The following is a 19,623-nucleotide window of genomic DNA, read 5'->3' on the forward strand; positions in this document are numbered from 1 at the left end:
TTTCATTTAACATAAACCCCTCCGATTTTGACTCTGGAGGGGATTTTATTGCTTTAATGTTATGCCTGCGAACCCTCTAAAGCATAACTAGCAACTTGGGTTACTAGGAAAATGGCGGACTATACACCAAGGATTTAGCTTTTCAACGTAGGTCACAAATCCCTCCTGATAATACCTCTGATTTAGCTGGTGAATTGGAGTTGAATAATAGACAAAGCTTGCTTAAACATTCCAAGACTAAAGCCACCCTACTGTGAGAGTGGCTGGTAAAAAAATATCAGGATGATATTGAAATTTGTTGACTTTTCGATTCCTAGTTATGCCCTTTGAGAGAACAGAGTATCTTCAGAAATTCTTCTGGAATTTCCTCGAAATGTTCTAGCAGGAAGTCCATCAGGGCAAGATGGCGTAAATCGCAGGGCATGGGACGGCGGTAATTGCGACCTTTGGAGAACCAACGCCGGACAGTTGAAAGTGAGCGAGAACAAATTTGAGCGATCGCCTCTTGATTAACATCCCATTTGCCATAAAATTTCTTGGGTGTCATTTCCAGTTGGCAGTGGCTGTACAGTTGTATCAAATCTTGCTCTCGCTGGGTCAGAAGACGAGGATTCATAATTCTGTTTCCTCGCATATTGGTTCTAAATCCTCTTCCCAGGCTGTGTCAGCAACTGTCCAAGCGGCACTGGCACTGTATGAACTCAACCAAATCAGGTAGCACCACGTCCAGCAGCAGCGATGGGGAGCGAAGCTATAAAATCTGCCGATAACAATACCCCAGTCGGTGTCACTTTCAGATGAGCGCCAACGCAGCTTGTCACCGTACAGAAAGCGGGGTGTCTTCGCTACGTCGGGAAAGTTGGCTGGAAGGTCAATAGACAAGGGTGGAAATTTCTGCTTTCTCAAGCTTGGGAGTATATCTTGGTTTCCTTGGCGGATAGCATTAGTTGTTAGCAACCAGCTTACCATTGATGCTGTCAGTCAACTGGGAAATTAGAATGACGGCTAAGTTTTCTAGTTCTTGCTGCTGGGGTTGTATCCAAGCGCTATCGAAGTCAGCGTCAGAGTAGTTGCTAAGTTTTGCAAGTAGTTCTGTGATGCCGAAGTCATCTAAAGCTTGTTGATAGCCCTGGCAAACATCTGTTTTGTTGCTAACAGGTTTTAACATGGAATATGTCTCCTTGATGAGAGGAGCCAGAAGCCAGCGCGACAGCCGTAGGAAAGTTGAGCGCTGGCTTTTGACTTATAAGTGATTATACATAAATATTATGTTTTTTAGTGTACTTTTATGTTATTTTGTGTGTTTAATACAAAAACACACAACAGAGCTTATGATGGTGATATGGGGAAAGTAACTGTAACTCTTTACATGGAACAAGAAGACAAAGAAGCCCTGCAACTGTTGGCTGATGCAGAAGAGCGGTCTTTGTCTCAAATGGCAGTGTTAATAGTCAAACGAGCGATTAAAAAAGCACAGGATGAAGGAACAATTCTGCCAACTCAGGAAAAAGGCAAGTGAGGCGATCGCTTATTGTGTCTACGAAAAAATTTACATCAATTTGCTTTTCTTATTAGCCCGGTAAGCTTGATGAGGATCACTTGGATTTCCCTGGCGAACATATTCAAGTTCGCCTGATGTAATTAGGGGATTCAAATACTTATTCCGCAGATAAACTTGATTACGTCCAAGGATAGCGGCAATATCTGACGAGGATAAGTCTTGCCATTGGCAAAGTTGAATAATTACAGAACTAACTTCTTGTGGTTCAGCGCGTTCCCCTAAGCTCTCAACAGCTTGTTTTAATTCTTCGGGCATTTGGTCTAAATAACTCTCACTTAATTTGTTATCTATAGAGTTACCCGCTAGATAAGAGCTATTTGGAGACACTAACCCGCTAGATAAGTCATTATCTATCGGGCTACTCGCTACATTAGAGCTAACTTGTGCAGCTAACTCACTACATAAGTCATCGCCAAGAATATCTGGACTAAGGGTGTAGTAAGTAGCTGAACTTTTTCCTTTTTGTACAAGTAACCCTAAACCGCGTAGGTGTCTTAGTTGTTGACTAGCTGTAAGAGGATCTACACGGTTAACAGAGCGATATACAAAGTTACTTATTCCACCAACTTCTCGCGCAACAATTAATGCTCTAGCGTGATCGTTGCTCAGGTTACAATGCTGAAATTGCGCTAGCCACTGCACATCTTCTTGGCTTAGAAGATGATGAACCAAGAGCTTAACAGTAAAGCTATCTCTCTCAGCGCTTGATTCAAAAAGTGGTATTGTCAGATTTGCTTTATACATTTCATCAAACATAACGCGGATACCTGTACCTTTTGTCTCTGCAATTCCAACGTCATGTAAAACAGCAGCAATTTTTTCGTTACGGGTAATGGAACCTGGTTCTCCAAGCGAGTCAAAGGGTTTGAGAGAATGACCAGGGTTACGAATTTCAAGGCGATTGGAAAATCTTATTATCTGTACGGGCTGACGTGTCTTATAGTTACGATGCATTAAGGCATTAACTATTGCTTCACGAATTACAGTCCGTGGAATTAGTGGCACTTCTTGACGGTAAAGACTGTTATCTCCTATTGAAAAAGCTTTTGGAATATCACTCAGTACTAGGGTAACTATTCTTGGTATAGCAAGTAACAATGGTTCAATGATTTCAACTGTTTGATATCGATTATTTATATCAGGAACCCATTCCCGTCCTTCAACTATAATGTAGTCAATACGACTCATGGGAAAGTACCGTCGCAAAGTAGCCGACTTGCCAAACAGCATTATTCCAGCAATGCTTGCACAAAGTTGTCCATGATGTTTTGTCGTTCCTGCTACTGAGTAAAGTAAATCACTATCAGTGAAGTTTAATTCCGCAGCGTTAGGATTGACATTACTTCTGATACGTCTGTATTCGGCGATCACTTGTGGGTCAAAATCTTCCAAGCTAGACTCAGGTACAGGAGTTTCATCGTATGTGCCGTGATGGCGTAATTGATAGAAAAGTGCTAAATCTTCGTCTGTACATTGTTGGTCTGTTGGGCCAATGCGTCGAAAAGCACCTTTAGGAAGTCCTTTACTTTTAATATAAACAGGCTTTTCGTAAGGTTGAGCTTCAGGTATAAAAGCTACTACAACATTTTTACCGTTCTCACTATGAACTTCAATAAGAGGACGAATAGTAACGTTAAACATCTGACAGCATTGACTGGCAAGGTCAGATTGAATTTTGTCAGTGTTAGGTACTCCAGTTATTTTGTAATCATCAGAGGAGTCATCTGACCTTTCTATACCGAGTAAAACATAGCCGCCACCGCGTCCTGGTTCATTGGCAAAAGCTGAAACTGTTTCCATCATGCTTTTACCAATTTCAGTTGAACGTTTAGCCTCTATTAGAACTGATTCATCATTATCTAATAGTTTTTCCCAAAGTTCAATGAAGCTCAGACCTTTCATATTACCTATAATTACTACACAGAAAGTGGTCAAAAACTAGTCACAAATGATACGCGATAGCAGCTAAACTAAATCTTTTTTACAGGAGGCGGTGATTCAACTCTGTATCAAATATAAATTAATGCTAACGGATACTATAAAGTTTTGAGGTTTGCAATCAGCTGAATTTATAGTTGAAATATTTGAATTGAAGAGAAAAATTTGAAATTTAGTCTTTTTAGGTGAATGGACATTACTAAAAATATTTTCTCAAGTTAGCAAAGATGCCTAAGCATGAGAAGTTTGTTTGTTATTGATGACACACGTTATTGCTGTTTAGTCGCAGCCAGTACTATTCAGTCAGAGCTTTCGCTTCCAAGTTCTCAGTTATACTTTGGAACAGTTCTAATGCTGCTTCTAAATCTTCAGCAATTTCTAACGCTAAAACATCCGGTGCTGGAAGATTATCCGAATCTTCCAAACTTTCATCCCTCAGCCAGAAAATATCTAGGCTGACTTTATCGCGCTGCATCAGTTCTTCATAGGTAAAAGCGCGGAACCTTTCTGTTTCTTGGCGTTCCTCACGATTTTCGGCTTTGAAGCATTGGATAAAGTCTTGCAAATTTTCGTAGCGGAGGGTATTCGTTTTCAGGGTAAAATGTTGGTTGGTTCTAAAGTCGTAAATCCAGAGTTTCTTTGTCCAAGGGTCGGCGCTGGCGGGTTTGCGGTCAAAGAATAGGACGTTAGCTTTTACACCTTGAGCATAGAAAATTCCCGTAGGCAGTCGCAGCAGGGTGTGAACGTCGCACTCGTGCAGTAATTTTTTGCGGATGGTTTCGCCTGCACCACCTTCAAAGAGTACGTTATCGGGGACGACAACGGCAGCTTTACCGTTGATTTGTAGTAGGGTTTTGACGTGCTGAAGGAAGTTTAACTGTTTGTTAGATGTGGTTGCCCAAAAGTCATCACGGCGATAAACGACCTTTTCTTTATCTGCTTTGCCATCGTCGTTGAAAACGGTGATGCTGCTTTTTTTACCGAAGGGGGGATTAGTCAATACTAATTCAAAGCGATCGCCTGGATCTGCCATTAAGCTATCTTTGGCTTCGACGGGACTTTCATCACCAGCTATGCCGTGTAAATACAGATTCATCGCACAGAGACGCACTACGCCATCAGCGACATCAAAGCCTTTGAAGGTTTGATTTTTCAGGAATTGTTTTTCGGCTTTATCTAATTTGTAATTTTTAGTGATGCGATCGCTAGCAACTAAGAAAAAACCACCAGTCCCGCAAGCCGGATCGCAGATGCGCTGTCCGGGTTTTGGTTGCATGACTTCGACTATGGCTTGAATTAATGCCCTAGGGGTAAAATATTGTCCTGCACCACCTTTGACATCTTCAGCGTTCTTTTGCAGCAGTCCTTCGTAAATTTCGCCTTTAACGTCGATATCTAACCCGATCCAAGTTTCGGAGTTAATGAGTTCTACCAGTCGTTTGAGTTTAGCGGGGTCTTGTATTTTCTTTTGAGATTTGCGGAAGATAACACCCAAAAGTCCTTTTTCTTTGCCCAGATTTTCTAAAGTGTGGCGATATTGAATTTCTAAAGCATCGCCATCTTTTAAACGTAAGCTTTGCCAGTCGTATTCTTTAGGAATGCTGGAAGGTTTGCCCACAGGTGGAGGGAGTTGGGCTTGTTCGTCCACCATTTTTAAGAATACTAAATATGTGAGTTGTTCTACATAGTCGTTGTAGCTAACGCCATCATCGCGGAGGACGTTGCAGTAATTCCAGAGTTTTTGGACTATGGCAGAAGATTGGTTAGACATTTAATAAATTAACTTTGTTATAAACTGATATGACTCTGGGAATACTAAATAGTGTAGTACCGGATTTGGTAAACAATGACCAGAATTCGAGTGTACATCCTTAAACGTTAGTATTCAGGAATTAGAAAGAAGAATGTTTGCACTCACCGGACTGGCTTTACCAGCAGTTACTAGTCTTTTCGCATCCATTATCCCGATTATCTTCACTTCGCTTGGTGGTTTACTGGGTTTTGCCATACCACGGGCTGGTCAACTTCCCCATTATATTAAAGCCCTTGTAATTTTATACCAAGATTCAACGCCTGAGTCTCAAACTCGCAAGTATGTAACAGGTGCTTTACTAATATCAAATTAGCTGTAGAATTTGCTAATCCAAGTTGTGTAATTGTGTCTTCTGATCTGGAAATTTTAAAACTTTTCATATCTTTGGAAGATACCCAGGGAATTGTCCCACCTTCCCAATATTCAGAAACTGTTGTTCTGGGTGTACCACCACCAAACCATTCACCTATTTGGTCATAATTTACCCAACACCAACCATGAGGTAATTCAGGTAAATCAGAGGTATCTGGTGCAACGGGTTCTTTATATTTCAGCTTCCAACTGTCATCCTTGGGAATTTTACCCTGTGCTTTCATCTTCGCCAGTTGTTCGGCTTCCCACTTCTCCCGTCGCTGCTTGAGGATGCGTTCAAGTAACACTGAGCCGGGTTCTAATTCTCCTTGATTCGCTTCCCGCCATTCTTTAGTTAAATTTCCTTCGACTGCGGCTTTTAGCACCGCTTGACGGTAGCGTTTTAATTTGGCTTTTACTTTTTTGAGTAACTCTACCCCTGCATCAAGTTGGGTGAATAGTTCCTCAATTTTGGCGACGATGCAATGTTGTTCAGGAAGTGGAGGAAGGGGAATAACTACTTTTTTAATATCTCTTAAATAGATAGCTTGCTGTGCCGTTGCACCAGATATACTAATTAGTTCTTCTTGAATGGTAAGAGACTTTAACAAATAGGATATAAAATTATTTGAAATTTGCTTAAATATCTTAATTAAGATGACACTACCCAATAAACAAAATATTTTTTTGATATTAACTATACAACTTCTACCTACAGTTGCTCCTCGACTAACTACAAGAATATCTCCTGCTTCAGGGTCACATCGCTGCCTAAATTTTTTAGCATCATCTTCGCTGATAAAAAGAGTATTATCAAAAACTACTCCGTTATCTCTAACATCTTTAGCTGATAGAAAAAATATTCCATCATTAGTTACTTTTGGACGAATATGCTCACCATCAGTAATTTTCAGCGAAATTGAATCTAAAGTTACCCACACCCACCCCTTGGGCAACTCATACAAATCCTCACCCATTACGCAGCTAACGCCTCATTCAACTCATCCAAAATATCCATTAAATCATTTCCAAACAACTGATAACCCTGAAACGCCTCCTGTGGCATTTCCTGTAAATCCTCTGGCTCAATCCTCAAACTGGTGGCAATATGCTCCTTAATCTTTTCCAACCACCCCACCTGCTGTAAGGTAAACTCTTTTCCTGCTAACCACAGCTGAAACTTCTCCTCTACCGTCACCGAGAAAGGTTCTAACGTCTCCGTTTCCCCCATCGCAAAGCGTACCAGAGAAATGATATCTGTCAACAGCTTTTGCACCCCTGCACCCCTCACCTTATCCGCTTGCAACTGCGCGTAAGCTTGCCACACCTTTTCTGGTGTCAGGTTGCACGGTGGACGTTCTAAGGCATTCGCTAACTGCTTAATCTGCTCGTAGGTTAACCGTCGCTGTCCGTAGGGCTGATTATAAAGGATTTGCAGAGCGGTAATTTCATCTTTTTTCGCCTCAAGACACTGGCGAAAAGTCTCCACCGTCCCCATTGCCTTATCCCTGGCTGTGGTATCAAATCCCGCCTCTAACACCACATCCTGACTGACAGTATCAATAATCTGCTCATTATTACTTTTAATGTCTTTGAGCAAGTTACGAAACTGGGGATTATCAAACGGTTGACAAGCAAGGGTTATTAATACCTCTGCCGCTTGCTGCTGTTGTGTTTCCGTGGGTGTTGGGGTTTGAAACTGTGCGATCGCCTGTTCAATTTGCCTGTCTGGATCGACAGCATCGAGTAACTCTCTGGTAATATCTTGAATAGACTTGCCCCCAGCAGCGGTTTTTAATTCTCTGCGTTCCTCTTGATTTAGTTGCTTCTCTAACCTTGCCAAGCGTCCCGCTAACGACATCAGCGTGTCTTCATCTCGCTGATCCAATGCCACTGCTTGCACTAATTTATCAAAAGGGACGCTACGTTTACGCTCCAAAGGACGAGAATCTGTTTTATCCGACTCGCACACCCCCACCGCATCCACAATCACGAATTGTTCCTTAACTTCAGCATCCGGTGTGACTCCCTGAAAATCTGTGGGATTAATTGTGCGGGTTCCCCGTCCTTTCATCTGCTCAAAATAAATCCGCGATTTCACATCCCGCATAAAAACCAGACATTCTAGAGGTTTGATATCCGTCCCCGTGGAAATCATATCGACGGTGACAGCAATGCGGGGGTTATAGGAGTTGCGGAAACTAGCGATTAAATCTTCTGTCTTCTCCCCAGTGGTGCGATAGGTAATTTTTTTACAAAACTCATTCCCCTTGCCAAATTCTTGGCGGACAATTCGCACAATATCTTCAGCGTGGGAGTCATCTTTGGCAAAAATCAGGGTTTTGGGAACTTCGCTTCTACCTGGGAATATCTCAGTAAATAATCGCTGTTTCAAGGTGCGAATCACCGTGCGAATTTGGTCAATTGCGACGACAGAACGATCCAACTCTCTCCCCACATAGTTTAAATCTTCATCCAACTGCTGCCAACGTATCGCACGAGTTTGGCGATCGCGTCTATCAATATAAAATCCTGATTGGATATTGCTACCCTGTTCTGTAATCTGGGTGCGTATGCGATAAACCTCATACCCCACATTCACCCCATCCGCTACAGCCCGTTCGTGGGGATACTCCATCACCAAATTTTGATCAAAAAAGCCAAAGGTTTGCAGAGAAGGGGTTGCCGTCAATCCGATAATGAAAGCATCAAAATATTCCAAAACTTGTCGCCACACATTGTAAATCGAGCGGTGACATTCATCGGTGATAATGAAATCAAAAGTTTCAATGGGAATTTTCGGGTTATAAACCACATCCTTGGGTTGTTGGTTTTCTTCTTCCCCATCGAACTGTGATGCTTCCTCAGTTTCCGCCTCAAATTCAGCTTCTCCCCGCAACATCGAATAAAGACGCTGAATCGTCGTGATACACACCTTATTTACTGGATCGATGGTGTTAGAAGTTAATAACTGCACGTTATAGAGTTCGGTGAACTTGCGCCCATCATCAGGGGTAAGATACTGCTGAAACTCCTTCTGGGTTTGCTGCCCCAAATTCTTCCGATCCACCAAAAATAAAACCCGTTTCGCTCCAGCTAACTTAATCAGCCAGTAAATGAAACTCACAGCGGTGTAAGTTTTGCCTACACCCGTTGCCATCTGAATCAACGCTCTCGGACGATTTTCTTTGAGAGAATTAAATAAACCAGCGATCGCTTCTTTTTGACAATCTCGTAAATCTTCTGTTTCAATTGTCGTTAACAGTTGCAAAAGTCCTCTGAGGGTGTCAGACTTGCCTAGCCATTGGTGTAGTGTTTCCGGTTTGTGGAAAGTAAACACCCGCCTTGAGCGATAATTGGGGTCACGGGAGTCTCGAAAAAATGTTTCTGTACCAGTGCTTTCGTAGTTGAAGGGTAAGGGTTTCTGGTGACAGGGGAGAGTTTTGGGCAAGTTAAACGAATATTTGTCGGATTGTATTTCAACACCGCTTAGGGCAAATCCAGCAGGTTTCGCTTCGATGACTCCAACAGCTTTGCGATTGATGAATAGCAGGTAATCAGCAAAACCAGATTTCAGGGGATATTCCCGCACGGCAATTCCCAAAGAAGCACCCAAGTTAATCTGCTTGTAGTCTTGAACAATCCAACCTGCGTTGGTAAGGAATTGGTCAATTTTTTGCCTTGCTTGTGCTTCTGGTTTCATTACTGATCTCTACACTTACCCAATATTTAAGCGTCACAGACGACTCTTAAATCGCATTCATCTCAGTATAGCTACACTTTAAGCAAAGCAATTGCATATGTATCAAAAGAAACTTTGCAAGTAGCGGTAGTCAGGCATCTTTCAGAGATTGATGATTCTTATCTATGAGATCCAAGCGAGGCAAAATATGTAGTATTGGTGCGATCGCTCTTTTCTTAAGCCTAATGAGGGGTCTAATTTTTTGTCACTTAACATAAAAGTGATCACACCTTCTTAAACTCTTTAGCTAATGGATAATTTGAACTTGGCTTCTATGAATCCAGCCTCCACCACAAGCACTTGTATAGTACCAATCATCTTTAGGTTCTGTGCTAACTCGTATTGTTTGCTGAGAATCAATTTGGCATTTCACTCTTCCATTTCCATCTGGCGAGATACGAACATTTGATGGTGGATCGAATATAGAAGCATCGTAAACTAAATCTGTCTCAAATGGGCAGACGTATAGAATATCACGCTTTTCAAATCTAAATCCTAAAGATGGGTATTCTGTTGGCTCACCTGCAATAGCGGGAGGAATAAATGCTGAGAGCAAATCCCCCTTAGGGGTTGCGTGTTTTTTGACTTGCTCTCCTTTTTCCAAGGCTGTTGTGATTTCGCTATCACTTAACTGTTTTCCAAATTTCTCATACCATCGCTTTTGCACACTAAAACCATAACGTCCTTTAGAGCGTTCTACCCAAAGATTGTCAATTTTTTGAAGGTATGGACAGAAATCTTGGAACTTTTTAATAGATATCCTGTTAAGTTTAGATTTCTCCTTTACCCCAACAATGTGGAGCATAAGCTTAGTTGTTATTCTGTCTGCTTTCTCCCACCTCTCTTTTTTCAGTTGGTTATCTAGTTCACTGTAATAGTATTTTGTTGCATTATTATGGTGTTATTCTAAAGATTTTTTAACCTCTTTTTTGAGATTTACATCGCTATCACCAATTGAGAGTAAAGATATAAGGTTTATATGAATTGCTTCTACACCTTCCTTTGTAATAATCTGTACCTTGTTTTTATTATCAAATATATTAAATTTATTTACTTTTATAAGATTGAATGCTTGTTCATAATATTTTTTCTCTTCATTCTTATCTTTCTGTTGAAACAAATTTCCTCTAATTTTTTTGACAAGAATACGAATTTGTAATTCCTCGCTCCAAATATCTGTTGTTTTTGTACTTTTTTTTAGATAATCCTCTACTTTTTCTAAAGCCATCTGTGCTTTTCTAAAATCTTTTTCCTGATAAGCAACAGCTAATGCCATATTCAATAAAGCTAGTTTTAGATTATTGTCTAACCTTATTAACGATTCACTCTCTTGTGAAATCCCTTCTTCATGTTCATCTAATTTATCTCTATTCTCTTTTGGTGTTTGGTCTGATTCATTAATGTTTACTAGTTCTCGCCCAAGTTTAAGAGATTCTTTACCTTCTTCAATCTCCTTTTTAAAACGGCTTGCCTCCTGTTCAAAATAATATGCCCTCGTTGCTGAAAATACTGCAAATGATAAAGCTGAAATTATAACAATGATTCCGTTACGAATAAGCCGTTGACTTTTCTGATTAGCTTGAGTAAGTAACTGAGTCCTTTGTTTTACTGCTTCTTTATCCTTTCTCTCTTTTTCCAATTCAGCTTCTTTTTTAGAGATAGCAATTTCTACTTCTATTTCCTTTTGTCTACTAGCTGCTAAAAACTGTCTATCTTGATAACTTAAACTTTTATTTTTTGCCCATTCTTCAGCATCTTGTAAAGCTTTTCCGCGTACAAGTCGAGATTCATCATTATATCCAGAAGCAATCCAAGCTTGAAAAGCTTCGGAATAGGGACGCAGATTCTTTAATTGTGTTTCAATCCAATAGGAGCCAAAAACTTCTTTATAAATAGGATTGTAAACTCTTAGCTTTCCCTGCTGTCTGACAACTAACCCTGAAAGCAGTAATTCACTTTGTTCAATAGTATCATCGGCTGAAATTTCAGATTCTCCTTCCCTAAGTCGAACTTTATGATATAATTCCAGCAAATATCCAGCCCTTTGCTCATCCCTCAAAATTCTGTCACGAATCGTCCTCAGATGCTCAGGTTCGTCTTGAGATTCCCAATTTTCAATGATGCGGGACTTCACTACCTGCTCAACGGAACTAGGGTTTTCTTTCTGAGATTCCTCAACCATAAATTGGCACAACTTTTGTGTCAAAAACGGTTGTCCTCCTGTCCATTCTAAAATTTCCTGCATTACCGCTTGAGGGTTACTAAATTTACCCTCCAAACCTCTTTGTAATGGCTCAACCTCATGCAGTTGAAAACCTTTTAGAGAGATAGCTTTACCAATATTAAATGGGGTACGTTGTTTATCTTCTATTAAATTGCTTGGTGATGCAACTCCTAATAAACAAAAAGTGAGGCGATTATATTCGGGATTATCAACGCGCTGATTATAACAAGAACGGATAAAAGCAAAGAAATCATCAGTAATAAATTTTAGACTTAAAACACTATCAATTTCGTCAATGAAAATAACAATATTTTCTCTAACTTCAACCAGTAGCTTCTTTTCCAGAAAATGACTAAATCGCAGCAAAGATGAATTTAATTGGTTCTTCTCCCACCACTGTTGAAAATCTACATCCAAGTCAAAGCTGTCGATTAGCTTCACAATTAAATCCGCATACCATTTTTCTTGTGTAGCACTTTGAATATCGATAGCAGATAAATCAATAGACGCACATTCCACACCAGCTGACGAAAGTCGGTTCATTGTTCTAAGTCGCAAGCTGGACTTCCCACTTTGCCTAGAATTCAGCACATAACAAAACTTTCCTTTTTGAAGTGCGTCTAACAATTCGTTATCAGCTTCCCGTGTCACATATGTGCTGACATATTCAGGCAAGGTACCGGAAAAGTAATATTCGGTCTTTAGTTCCTCAACCATATCTTACCCCAAACGTGCCAAGAAGTACTGACGGTATAAATCACAACTAGGAACGCAATCATTGCGAATAATTTTGGTTAACCCCAGACTGTGCAGCTTAAATGTAATTTTAGGATTAAGTTGCACAGGTTCATTTGCCGTTACCACTTTTTTATAAGCTTCTTCTAGCTGAAAATCATCTTGTAAACATTCCAGTTGTTCTCGCAGATGGTGGCTAAAAACTCCTTCTTCCGTTGGAGCAAGTGCCAAAAGTTCTTCTAGGGAAGTTTTTTGACTTTTGAGATTCTCCAACGTCTCTTGCACCAAATAAGGATGTCCTCCTAGCAATCCCATTAGTTGATTTAAACCTTGTTCTCCTAATTGTCCATCTAATTCATACTGGTTCACCATTTCTTCTACCTGCTTCTGATTAAATTCAGGTAATTCAATGGCTAATCCAACATTAAACGGTGAGCGATTCGTGTCTAAGGTAGGATAAGTTTCAGTAGAATTAACCACCACTAACCTAATTTTTTTCCAAACTTTACCCATTCTGTCCCCTTGTTTAGCAGTTTCATACCAACTCCGCAGCAGTAAGCAAAATTCGGAAAAAATGTTTTCACATTTAAACAGCCGCTCAAAGTTATCTATGGCAACAACAACCGGACTATCAATATTTGATAATAAATATTTTTGAAAGTAACGAGTACAGCTTGTATTCAGCCCCATACTATCTTGCCAGTAGTCATCCAACTTAGCTTCCAATTCTAGACTCTCAGAAACATTGCCGCACAACCACTGTAAGAAAGTCTTCAAATCTGCTAGGGCAGAACTATCAGCTAGCTTCAAATCTAATTTGGCTGTTTGATAACCCTGCTGTCTAGCATAGTCGAGTAGTTTCTCTAACAGTAATGTTTTACCCATTTTTTGCGGAGCTTTGATACGAATCAGCGCACCAGGTTGCAAAATAGCTTTATAGCATTTTTCTTCAATCGGTGGGCGTTCAATATATATGTTTGTTGCTCGTGGTTCTAAGTCAAAGCTTGCAGATGATTTCTCTGAGGCAAGCTGGGAGAGTAAATTTTTTTTGGTGATGAGTTGGGGTATTAAATTCTGCGGTATCCCTGCTACGCGAATCACGCTACAACCTAGTTTATAGGCAAATTCATAATCTTGACCTGCTCCCAGTGCATCATAAAAACCCACAGCAAACTCAACTGCTGCTTTATCTACAATTGCCTGACTCATACCCACCACATAATTAATGTGTCTGGCTATTTCTTCTGCCTGATACTTTGAGTAGCACGCATTGAGAACAACACACTCTACTTGGTTAGCGAACAGTTGAAACAATCCCGCTAAAGCCTCTGCATCAACTAACTTGGTTTGACCCGTTTCATCTTCAAATACCAAGCCTTCTTCTCCAGATCCATGCCCAGAAAAGTGAATTATGTGTGGTTCGTATTCCAGAATAGCTCTATGTATATCCCTGTATCGTACTGCTTCTGCTGTATCTATTGAATAATCATCACGCTTCTTTGCTCGTTTTAATCCCTCTTTAATCTCGCGCATCTCCTCACCCAAGCGAAGTCGGCTGGTATCTTTAGGATTTGCTGATAACAGCAGAATCTTTCGAGCTTGATTATTAGTACTCATTAGAAACGTGAATTTTTATAGTTTGATACCGCAGTCTCTCAAAATTATGTCAGATTAACCTGCCAACCTATTCATCAACTGCTGATAAATCACGTCTAGCCACACCGGAATCACAGGTTTACCTTCATCTAAAGATGCGATCGCCTGTTCTCGGTCATACACTACAAGATTTAGCGATGGCTTATGCCCCTCCCAAAGAAGCATCCACCGACTACCAATACCTGATTCAAATAACTCCGGTTCCTTGTCTCTGAGGGTTTTCAGCGTAGTACTGGCAATATCAAAACTCAATCCCATCGACAAAAAATATAACATTGCTGCCAGTTCCATTAAATTTGGCTTTGAGTAATAAATACTACGTCCTGTTCCCGTCTCACCAATAACAGGAACAACCACACCCTTTTCACGCCAGTACTGGAGTTGACGCAGGGTGCAGCCTGTGATTTCAGCCGCTTGTTTACTCGTAAAAAACGTTTCTTGCATGAAATCATTGTAGGCATAGCAGTTCTTTAAACAAATATGGTATTATTAGACATATGTGTTAGTAAACGTATGAGCCAGATTACTATTCAGTGTCGTTTAGTAGCAAGTGAATCTACCCGCCAACAGCTATGGAAGCTAATGGCAGAAAAAAACACGCCACTGATTAACGAACTGTTGCTAAAGGTGGCTCAACACCCAGAGTTTGAAACTTGGCGACAAAAAAGCAAACACCCGACTGGTATTGTCAAAGAATTGTGCCAACCTTTGAAAACAGACCCTCGCTTCATCGGTCAACCAGCGCGGTTTTACACAAGTGCGATCGCCACAGTGAATTACATCTACAAATCTTGGTTGGCATTGATAAAGCGATCGCAGTCCCAACTAGAAGGCAAAATTCGTTGGTGGGAAATGCTTAAAAGCGATACTGAATTAGTAGAAGCTAGTGGTGTGACCCTAGACAGCCTTCGTAGCAAAGCTGCTGAAATACTGGCTGAACTTACCCCCCAGTCTGATACAGTTGAAGCACAACCAGCGACAGGAAAGAAACGTAAAAAGACTAAAAAATCAAAAGCCTCAGATAGTGATCGCAGTATCTCTAAAACTTTGTTTGAGGCTTACCGCGACACAGAAGATATTTTGACTCATTGTGCAATTAGCTATCTTCTCAAGAATGGTTGCAAAATCAATGATAAAGAGGAAGACACTCAAAAGTTTGCTAAACGCCGTCGTCAACTTGAGATTCAAATTGAACGTCTGAGAGAACAACTAGAGGCACGAATCCCTAAAGGTCGAGATTTAAACGATGCCAAGTGGCTAGAAACTCTTTTGCTTGCCACTGATAATGTTCCTGAAAATGAAACGGAGGCGAAATCTTGGCAAGACAGCCTTTTAAAAAAATCTAGTAAACTACCTTTCCCAGTAGCTTATGAAACCAACGAAGACATGACTTGGTTTAAGAACGAGCGTGGACGTATCTGTGTAAAATTTAACGGACTAGGTGAGCATACTTTTCAAGTGTATTGTAATTCTCGCCAACTCCACTGGTTTCAACGCTTTTTAGAAGATCAGCAAATCAAGCGGAACAGCAAAAACCAACTCTCTAGCAGCCTATTCACTCTCCGTAGTGGGCGTATTGCTTGGCAAGAAGGGGAAGGTAAAGGCGAAGAGTGGAAAGTTAACCACTTAACCCTTTACTGTTCTGTAGATACTCGCCTGTGGACGGCTGAGGGAACAAATCTTGTCAGAGAAGAGAAAGCAGAAGAAATTGCTAAAACTATCACCCAGACAAAAGCCAAAGGTGAACTCAACGATCAACAACAAGCTCACATAAAACGGAAAAACTCATCTCTAGCCAGAATTAATAACCCCTTTCCCCGTCCCAGCAAGCCCTTATAAGGAAAATGCCGAAAACCCTTGAGGATGTGGCACGTTATAGTGCCACATCTGTGCTTTAGCCAAGGGATGAAGGCTGGTAGCAGGATTTATCCTGCCTTCAGGCTTTTTGTTGTTCTATATATCGCTTCACCGTTTCTGTGCAAATATTGCCTGCTGTGCTTACGAAATAGCTGGGTGTCCAAAGAGTTGGTAGCTTCATCAACTCTGGAAATTCTTTTCTCAGCACATGCGATGCTCGACCTTTAATTAACCGAATAATTTTACTTGGGTCATCACTAGGTTTAGCATTTACAAACATGTGAACGTGGTCTGGCATAATTTCCAGCGCAATAATTTTCCACCTATTCTCAACACAAACCTCAAAAATAACCTCCTGTAGTTTCTCTGCAATAGCCCCTACTAAAACTTTTTTGCGTCGCTTAGGAATAAATACGAAATGATAGTTTAGAAGCGAAACAGCATTACCCTCATGTCGGTACTCATCGGGAGAAAACTTAGCCATAACTTTACAATAATATTTGTTATTCTGTATATAGCTATTGTATATTTGTATGAGGTCGAATACAAATAAGTTTGGCAGCAAGGTTAAAAAAATGCTGGTTCTAGAATACAAGGTTAAAGGCAAAAAAGCTCAATATGCAGCTATTGATGATGCTATCCGCACCACCCAATTCATCCGCAATAAAGCGATAAGATATTGGATGGATGCTGACAAAGAACTGAAAGTAGATAAGTTTGCCCTTAACAAGTATTCCACTCAACTACGCAAAGAATTCATGAGTGTTGCCGAACTAAACTCTATGGCTGTACAATCAGCCGCAGAGCGTGGATGGTTTGCTATATCTCGCTTTTACGATAATTGCAAGTCTAAAAACTCGGGTAAAAAAGGATATCCCAGGTTTCAAAAAGATTGCCGCTCTACTGAATATAAAACATCAGGTTGGAAGCTTCACCCAACTAAAAGACGCATCACTTTTACCGATAAAAAAGGTATTGGTGAATTAAGACTTTTAGGTAAATGGAATATTCAAGCCTACGACACTAAAGATATTAAGCGAATACGTTTAATCCGTCGCGCTGACGGGTATTATGCTCAATTCTGCATCGGCATTGTGTTGAGCGATATTCAACCTAAAATAGGTGCAGAAATAGGTTTAGATGTTGGTATAGAGTCATTCTATTCTGACAGCAATGGGCATCATGAAAAGGCAGCTTTTGGGGGGAAGCTTCCCCCCAAAACGTGCCGCCCTAACCCAAAGTTTTTGAGAAAAGCAGAAACATCAATTAAGCAATCTCAAAGACGTATTTACAAAAAAGTCAAAGGTTCATTGGGTAGACGCAAAGCAAGAAAAGTCTATGCCAAAAAACACTTAAGAGTAAGTAGGCAACGTATAGAACATGCAAAGAGAATTGCACGTTGCGTAGTCAAGTCTAACGACTTAGTAGCCTATGAAGATTTAAGAGTTTCAAATATGGTTAAAAATCATTGTTTAGCAAAGTCAATTAGCGATGCTAGTTGGTATTTGTTTAGGCAATGGTTAGAATATTTTGCAGTTAAGTTTGATAAATTAGCTGTAGCCGTACCACCACATTACACGTCTCAAAAGTGTAGTAGCTGCGGTGTAATTGTTAAAAAGTCTCTATCAACCCGTACCCATAATTGTAGCTGTGGACGTAGCTTGCATAGAGACGTTAACGCTGCGATAAATATTCTAAATCTTGCAAGACAAGGTAGGGATGGGCAATCCCGAACAAACGCTGTAGGAGTTGGAATCTCTACGCTAGTTGGCGCAAGCCTGCTAGAGCAAATTCTGACGTAGATTACAGAATCCCCTCGGCTTTAGCCAGGGGAGTGTCAAATCAAGGTCAATCTCATATTCTTGTTGCAGTTAGCCTTGGTTTAGAGAAGCCTGCAACAGTAGCAGTAGTTGATGGCTCTACAAGTAAAGTTATTACCTACCGCAATATTAAACAACTACTGGGCGAGAATTACAAATTACTAAACCAACAGCGACAACAGAAACATTCGCTATCCCACCAACGCCAAATAGCTCAAACGCTGGCTGCACCAAATCAAATGGGAGAATCAGAATTAGGGCAGTATGTAGACAGATTACTAGCTAAAGAGATTGTGGCGATCGCCCAAACATACTCTGCTGGAAGTATTGTTCTACGTAACTTGGACAATATGCGAGAACAAGTTCAAAGTGAGGTTCAAGCCAAAGCTGAACAAAAATCAGACTTAATAGAAGTTCAAAAACAGTATGCTAAACAATACCGAGTTAGCGTCCATCAGTGGAGCTACGGCAGATTGATGGCAAACATTCGCTCGTCAGCTGTTAAAGCTGGAATTGTTATAGAGGAGTCAAAACAGCCAATTCGAGGTAGTCCACAAGAGAAAGCGAAAGAATTAGCGATCGCTGCTTACCATTCCCGCAAAATAAACTGATTGACAAAACACCGAACCTTGACAATAGAATAAGAATATTCAACAGCGCCGCAGTTCATGCTTGTTACAAGCCTCTGTGTTGTGTAAATTTGGGTTAGTTTGACTGCTGTTAAACAGTCTTGCTTTCTGACCCTAGTAGCTGCCCACCTTGATGCTGCTGTCCCTTGCGGACAGGAATAAGGTGCGCCCCCAGTAATAGAGGTGCGGGTTTACCGCAGTGGTGGCTACTGAATCACCTCCGACCAAGGAGGAACCCACCTTAATTATTTTTTGGCAAGGCAAAGCGGGGTCAATTTTCCTGGGGTTGCTGCCAAAACTTTAAATCGCTTGTTTAATGAGGTTTATAGCCTTTAAGGTGTCAGTTGATTTACTTTTTAAGTGTTAACTGACGGGCGATTTTGGGAGACGTGACAAAAATGCCTTCATAACTATTGGTAAATCAAGGGTTTGAAGCGGAGAGTTTCAACACCCCTCCCAGCTAGAGGCGGGTTGAAAGAATCCGTACATTACCAAGTTCAGGTCTTCCTGGCTTGTTTCAACACCCCTCCCAGCTAGAGGCGGGTTGAAAGTCAAGTTTGAAGTTGTCCGCTACTTTGGCTCTAAGTTTCAACACCCCTCCCAGCTAGAGGCGGGTTGAAAGGAGATAAAGCTAAACGACGCAAACGGATGTTACAAAGTTTCAACACCCCTCCCAGCTAGAGGCGGGTTGAAAGAGTATGTGAGATGCGTGCTTTATCTTTATGCAAGTTTCAACACCCCTCCCAGCTAGAGGCGGGTTGAAAGCGGAAGTCCGTATTATCGGGTTGAACGAAAAGTTTAGTTTCAACACCCCTCCCAGCTAGAGGCGGGTTGAAAGCGTAAAATCTAATGCTAATTTCTGGAACTTAATTCCAGGTTTCAACACCCCTCCCAGCTAGAGGCGGGTTGAAAGAGCTATTGATACTTTCTGACCAACACCGATCGCGTAAGTTTCAACACCCCTCCCAGCTAGAGGCGGGTTGAAAGAAGCTAGAGTCAAATCCGTTCCTTTGGGCTGAAAAGTTTCAACACCCCTCCCAGCTAGAGGCGGGTTGAAAGTTCAATCATATCGGCTCTGGCAAATGTGGAACCGGGTTTCAACACCCCTCCCAGCTAGAGGCGGGTTGAAAGTCTTTTGCTTGACGAGATAGATGGTCTGGGACTCGAAAGTTTCAACACCCCTCCCAGCTAGAGCTATGCATTACCCGCATCTTTCTCAACAAAAATACAACTTACTTAAAATATGCCAAAAGCATTGATAGGTATAGTTTTTGAGAGAAGAGAATATTTGAGGGTA

Annotated in this window: 14 protein-coding genes, 2 pseudogenes and 1 CRISPR repeat array; of the genes and pseudogenes, 4 read left to right on the forward strand and 12 right to left on the reverse strand. The window is 41.0% G+C overall.

The features are described from left to right. Positions 1-313 precede the first annotated feature (313 nt). From AABK37_RS33735 to AABK37_RS33745, 3 genes are read right to left on the reverse strand one after another with little or no spacing between them, the layout of a single operon-like run. Entirely contained in the window at positions 314-616 is a 303-nt protein-coding gene (locus tag AABK37_RS33735; RefSeq protein WP_432555833.1) for a helix-turn-helix domain-containing protein, read from the reverse strand. Beyond that, a complete protein-coding gene (locus AABK37_RS33740) occupies positions 613-969 on the reverse strand; it encodes a hypothetical protein (protein WP_432555834.1) in 357 nt (118 codons plus the stop codon). The genes AABK37_RS33735 and AABK37_RS33740 overlap by 4 nt, the downstream gene beginning before the upstream one ends. Next, complete coding sequence (locus AABK37_RS33745; protein WP_432555835.1) at positions 944-1,168, reverse strand: hypothetical protein; 225 nt, start codon at positions 1,166-1,168, stop codon at positions 944-946. Before AABK37_RS33745 ends, AABK37_RS33740 begins: the two co-directional genes overlap by 26 nt. A 174-nt stretch (positions 1,169-1,342) precedes the next feature. Between AABK37_RS33745 and AABK37_RS33750 the strand changes: the two genes are divergently transcribed. After that, positions 1,343-1,519: a ribbon-helix-helix domain-containing protein gene (locus AABK37_RS33750; protein ID WP_432555836.1), complete on the forward strand. Its 177-nt coding sequence runs from the start codon at positions 1,343-1,345 to the stop codon at positions 1,517-1,519. Positions 1,520-1,549: 30 nt separating this feature from the next. On the opposite strand, the gene AABK37_RS33755 is transcribed toward AABK37_RS33750, so the two are convergent. The 8 genes and pseudogenes from AABK37_RS33755 to AABK37_RS33790 all read right to left on the reverse strand — a co-directional run bounded on the left by AABK37_RS33755 (position 1,550) and on the right by AABK37_RS33790 (position 14,464). Beyond that, a complete protein-coding gene (locus tag AABK37_RS33755; protein WP_432555837.1) occupies positions 1,550-3,463 on the reverse strand; it encodes an ATP-binding protein in 1,914 nt (637 codons plus the stop codon). 331 nt (positions 3,464-3,794) lie between these two features. Further along, complete coding sequence (locus AABK37_RS33760; protein ID WP_432555838.1) at positions 3,795-5,270, reverse strand: N-6 DNA methylase; 1,476 nt, start codon at positions 5,268-5,270, stop codon at positions 3,795-3,797. A 266-nt stretch (positions 5,271-5,536) separates the two neighbouring features. Further along, on the reverse strand, positions 5,537-6,640 hold the full coding sequence (locus tag AABK37_RS33765; protein ID WP_432555839.1) for a restriction endonuclease subunit S: 1,104 nt from the start codon (positions 6,638-6,640) through the stop codon (positions 5,537-5,539). Continuing rightward, on the reverse strand, positions 6,640-9,366 hold the full coding sequence (locus AABK37_RS33770; protein WP_432555840.1) for a DEAD/DEAH box helicase family protein: 2,727 nt from the start codon (positions 9,364-9,366) through the stop codon (positions 6,640-6,642). Before AABK37_RS33770 ends, AABK37_RS33765 begins: the two co-directional genes overlap by 1 nt. Positions 9,367-9,652: 286 nt before the next feature. Continuing rightward, a pseudogene (locus AABK37_RS33775) lies at positions 9,653-10,279 on the reverse strand (GUN4 domain-containing protein); the annotation flags it as partial. A gap of 27 nt (positions 10,280-10,306) precedes the next feature. Beyond that, on the reverse strand, positions 10,307-12,346 hold the full coding sequence (locus AABK37_RS33780; protein ID WP_432555841.1) for an AAA-like domain-containing protein: 2,040 nt from the start codon (positions 12,344-12,346) through the stop codon (positions 10,307-10,309). 3 nt (positions 12,347-12,349) lie between these two features. After that, a complete protein-coding gene (locus tag AABK37_RS33785; protein ID WP_432555842.1) occupies positions 12,350-13,981 on the reverse strand; it encodes an AAA-like domain-containing protein in 1,632 nt (543 codons plus the stop codon). 54 nt (positions 13,982-14,035) lie between these two features. Then, positions 14,036-14,464, reverse strand: coding sequence for a MerR family transcriptional regulator (locus AABK37_RS33790; RefSeq protein WP_432555843.1), 429 nt, complete (start codon positions 14,462-14,464; stop codon positions 14,036-14,038). 69 nt (positions 14,465-14,533) lie between these two features. Here AABK37_RS33790 and cas12k (AABK37_RS33795) point away from each other — a divergent pair, with 69 nt between their 5' ends. Beyond that, positions 14,534-15,859 carry a type V CRISPR-associated protein Cas12k gene (cas12k, locus tag AABK37_RS33795; RefSeq protein WP_432555844.1) on the forward strand — a complete coding sequence of 442 codons (1,326 nt, stop codon included), beginning with the start codon at positions 14,534-14,536 and terminating at the stop codon, positions 15,857-15,859. Between the two features lie 97 nt (positions 15,860-15,956). On the opposite strand, the gene tnpA is transcribed toward cas12k (AABK37_RS33795), so the two are convergent. Further along, positions 15,957-16,361: an IS200/IS605 family transposase gene (tnpA, locus tag AABK37_RS33800; RefSeq protein WP_432555845.1), complete on the reverse strand. Its 405-nt coding sequence runs from the start codon at positions 16,359-16,361 to the stop codon at positions 15,957-15,959. 91 nt (positions 16,362-16,452) lie between these two features. Here tnpA and AABK37_RS33805 point away from each other — a divergent pair, with 91 nt between their 5' ends. Continuing rightward, entirely contained in the window at positions 16,453-17,679 is a 1,227-nt protein-coding gene (locus AABK37_RS33805; protein WP_432555846.1) for an RNA-guided endonuclease InsQ/TnpB family protein, read from the forward strand. 41 nt (positions 17,680-17,720) lie between these two features. Next, positions 17,721-18,308: pseudogene (gene cas12k, locus AABK37_RS33810) on the forward strand (type V CRISPR-associated protein Cas12k); the annotation flags it as partial. A gap of 459 nt (positions 18,309-18,767) precedes the next feature. After that, positions 18,768-19,457: direct repeats of the CRISPR family, unit length 37 nt; unit sequence GTTTCAACACCCCTCCCAGCTAGAGGCGGGTTGAAAG. The last annotated feature ends 166 nt before the right edge of the window (positions 19,458-19,623 follow it).

It is taken from the genome of Tolypothrix sp. VBCCA 56010 (assembly GCF_050875635.1).
In the GTDB taxonomy this organism is placed as follows: Bacteria; Cyanobacteriota; Cyanobacteriia; order Cyanobacteriales; family Nostocaceae; genus Hassallia.

What these genes read in the sequence shown, in the direction of transcription:
- AABK37_RS33735 (WP_432555833.1), bottom strand. Translation starts at nt 616, where the DNA reads ATGAATCCTCGTCTTCTGACCCAGCGAGAGCAAGATTTGATACAACTG.
- AABK37_RS33740 (WP_432555834.1), bottom strand. Translation starts at nt 969, where the DNA reads ATGGTAAGCTGGTTGCTAACAACTAATGCTATCCGCCAAGGAAACCAA.
- AABK37_RS33745 (WP_432555835.1), bottom strand. Translation starts at nt 1,168, where the DNA reads ATGTTAAAACCTGTTAGCAACAAAACAGATGTTTGCCAGGGCTATCAA.
- AABK37_RS33750 (WP_432555836.1), top strand. Translation starts at nt 1,343, where the DNA reads ATGGGGAAAGTAACTGTAACTCTTTACATGGAACAAGAAGACAAAGAA.
- AABK37_RS33755 (WP_432555837.1), bottom strand. Translation starts at nt 3,463, where the DNA reads ATGAAAGGTCTGAGCTTCATTGAACTTTGGGAAAAACTATTAGATAAT.
- AABK37_RS33760 (WP_432555838.1), bottom strand. Translation starts at nt 5,270, where the DNA reads ATGTCTAACCAATCTTCTGCCATAGTCCAAAAACTCTGGAATTACTGC.
- AABK37_RS33765 (WP_432555839.1), bottom strand. Translation starts at nt 6,640, where the DNA reads ATGGGTGAGGATTTGTATGAGTTGCCCAAGGGGTGGGTGTGGGTAACT.
- AABK37_RS33770 (WP_432555840.1), bottom strand. Translation starts at nt 9,366, where the DNA reads ATGAAACCAGAAGCACAAGCAAGGCAAAAAATTGACCAATTCCTTACC.
- AABK37_RS33780 (WP_432555841.1), bottom strand. Translation starts at nt 12,346, where the DNA reads ATGGTTGAGGAACTAAAGACCGAATATTACTTTTCCGGTACCTTGCCT.
- AABK37_RS33785 (WP_432555842.1), bottom strand. Translation starts at nt 13,981, where the DNA reads ATGAGTACTAATAATCAAGCTCGAAAGATTCTGCTGTTATCAGCAAAT.
- AABK37_RS33790 (WP_432555843.1), bottom strand. Translation starts at nt 14,464, where the DNA reads ATGCAAGAAACGTTTTTTACGAGTAAACAAGCGGCTGAAATCACAGGC.
- cas12k (WP_432555844.1), top strand. Translation starts at nt 14,534, where the DNA reads ATGAGCCAGATTACTATTCAGTGTCGTTTAGTAGCAAGTGAATCTACC.
- tnpA (WP_432555845.1), bottom strand. Translation starts at nt 16,361, where the DNA reads ATGGCTAAGTTTTCTCCCGATGAGTACCGACATGAGGGTAATGCTGTT.
- AABK37_RS33805 (WP_432555846.1), top strand. Translation starts at nt 16,453, where the DNA reads ATGCTGGTTCTAGAATACAAGGTTAAAGGCAAAAAAGCTCAATATGCA.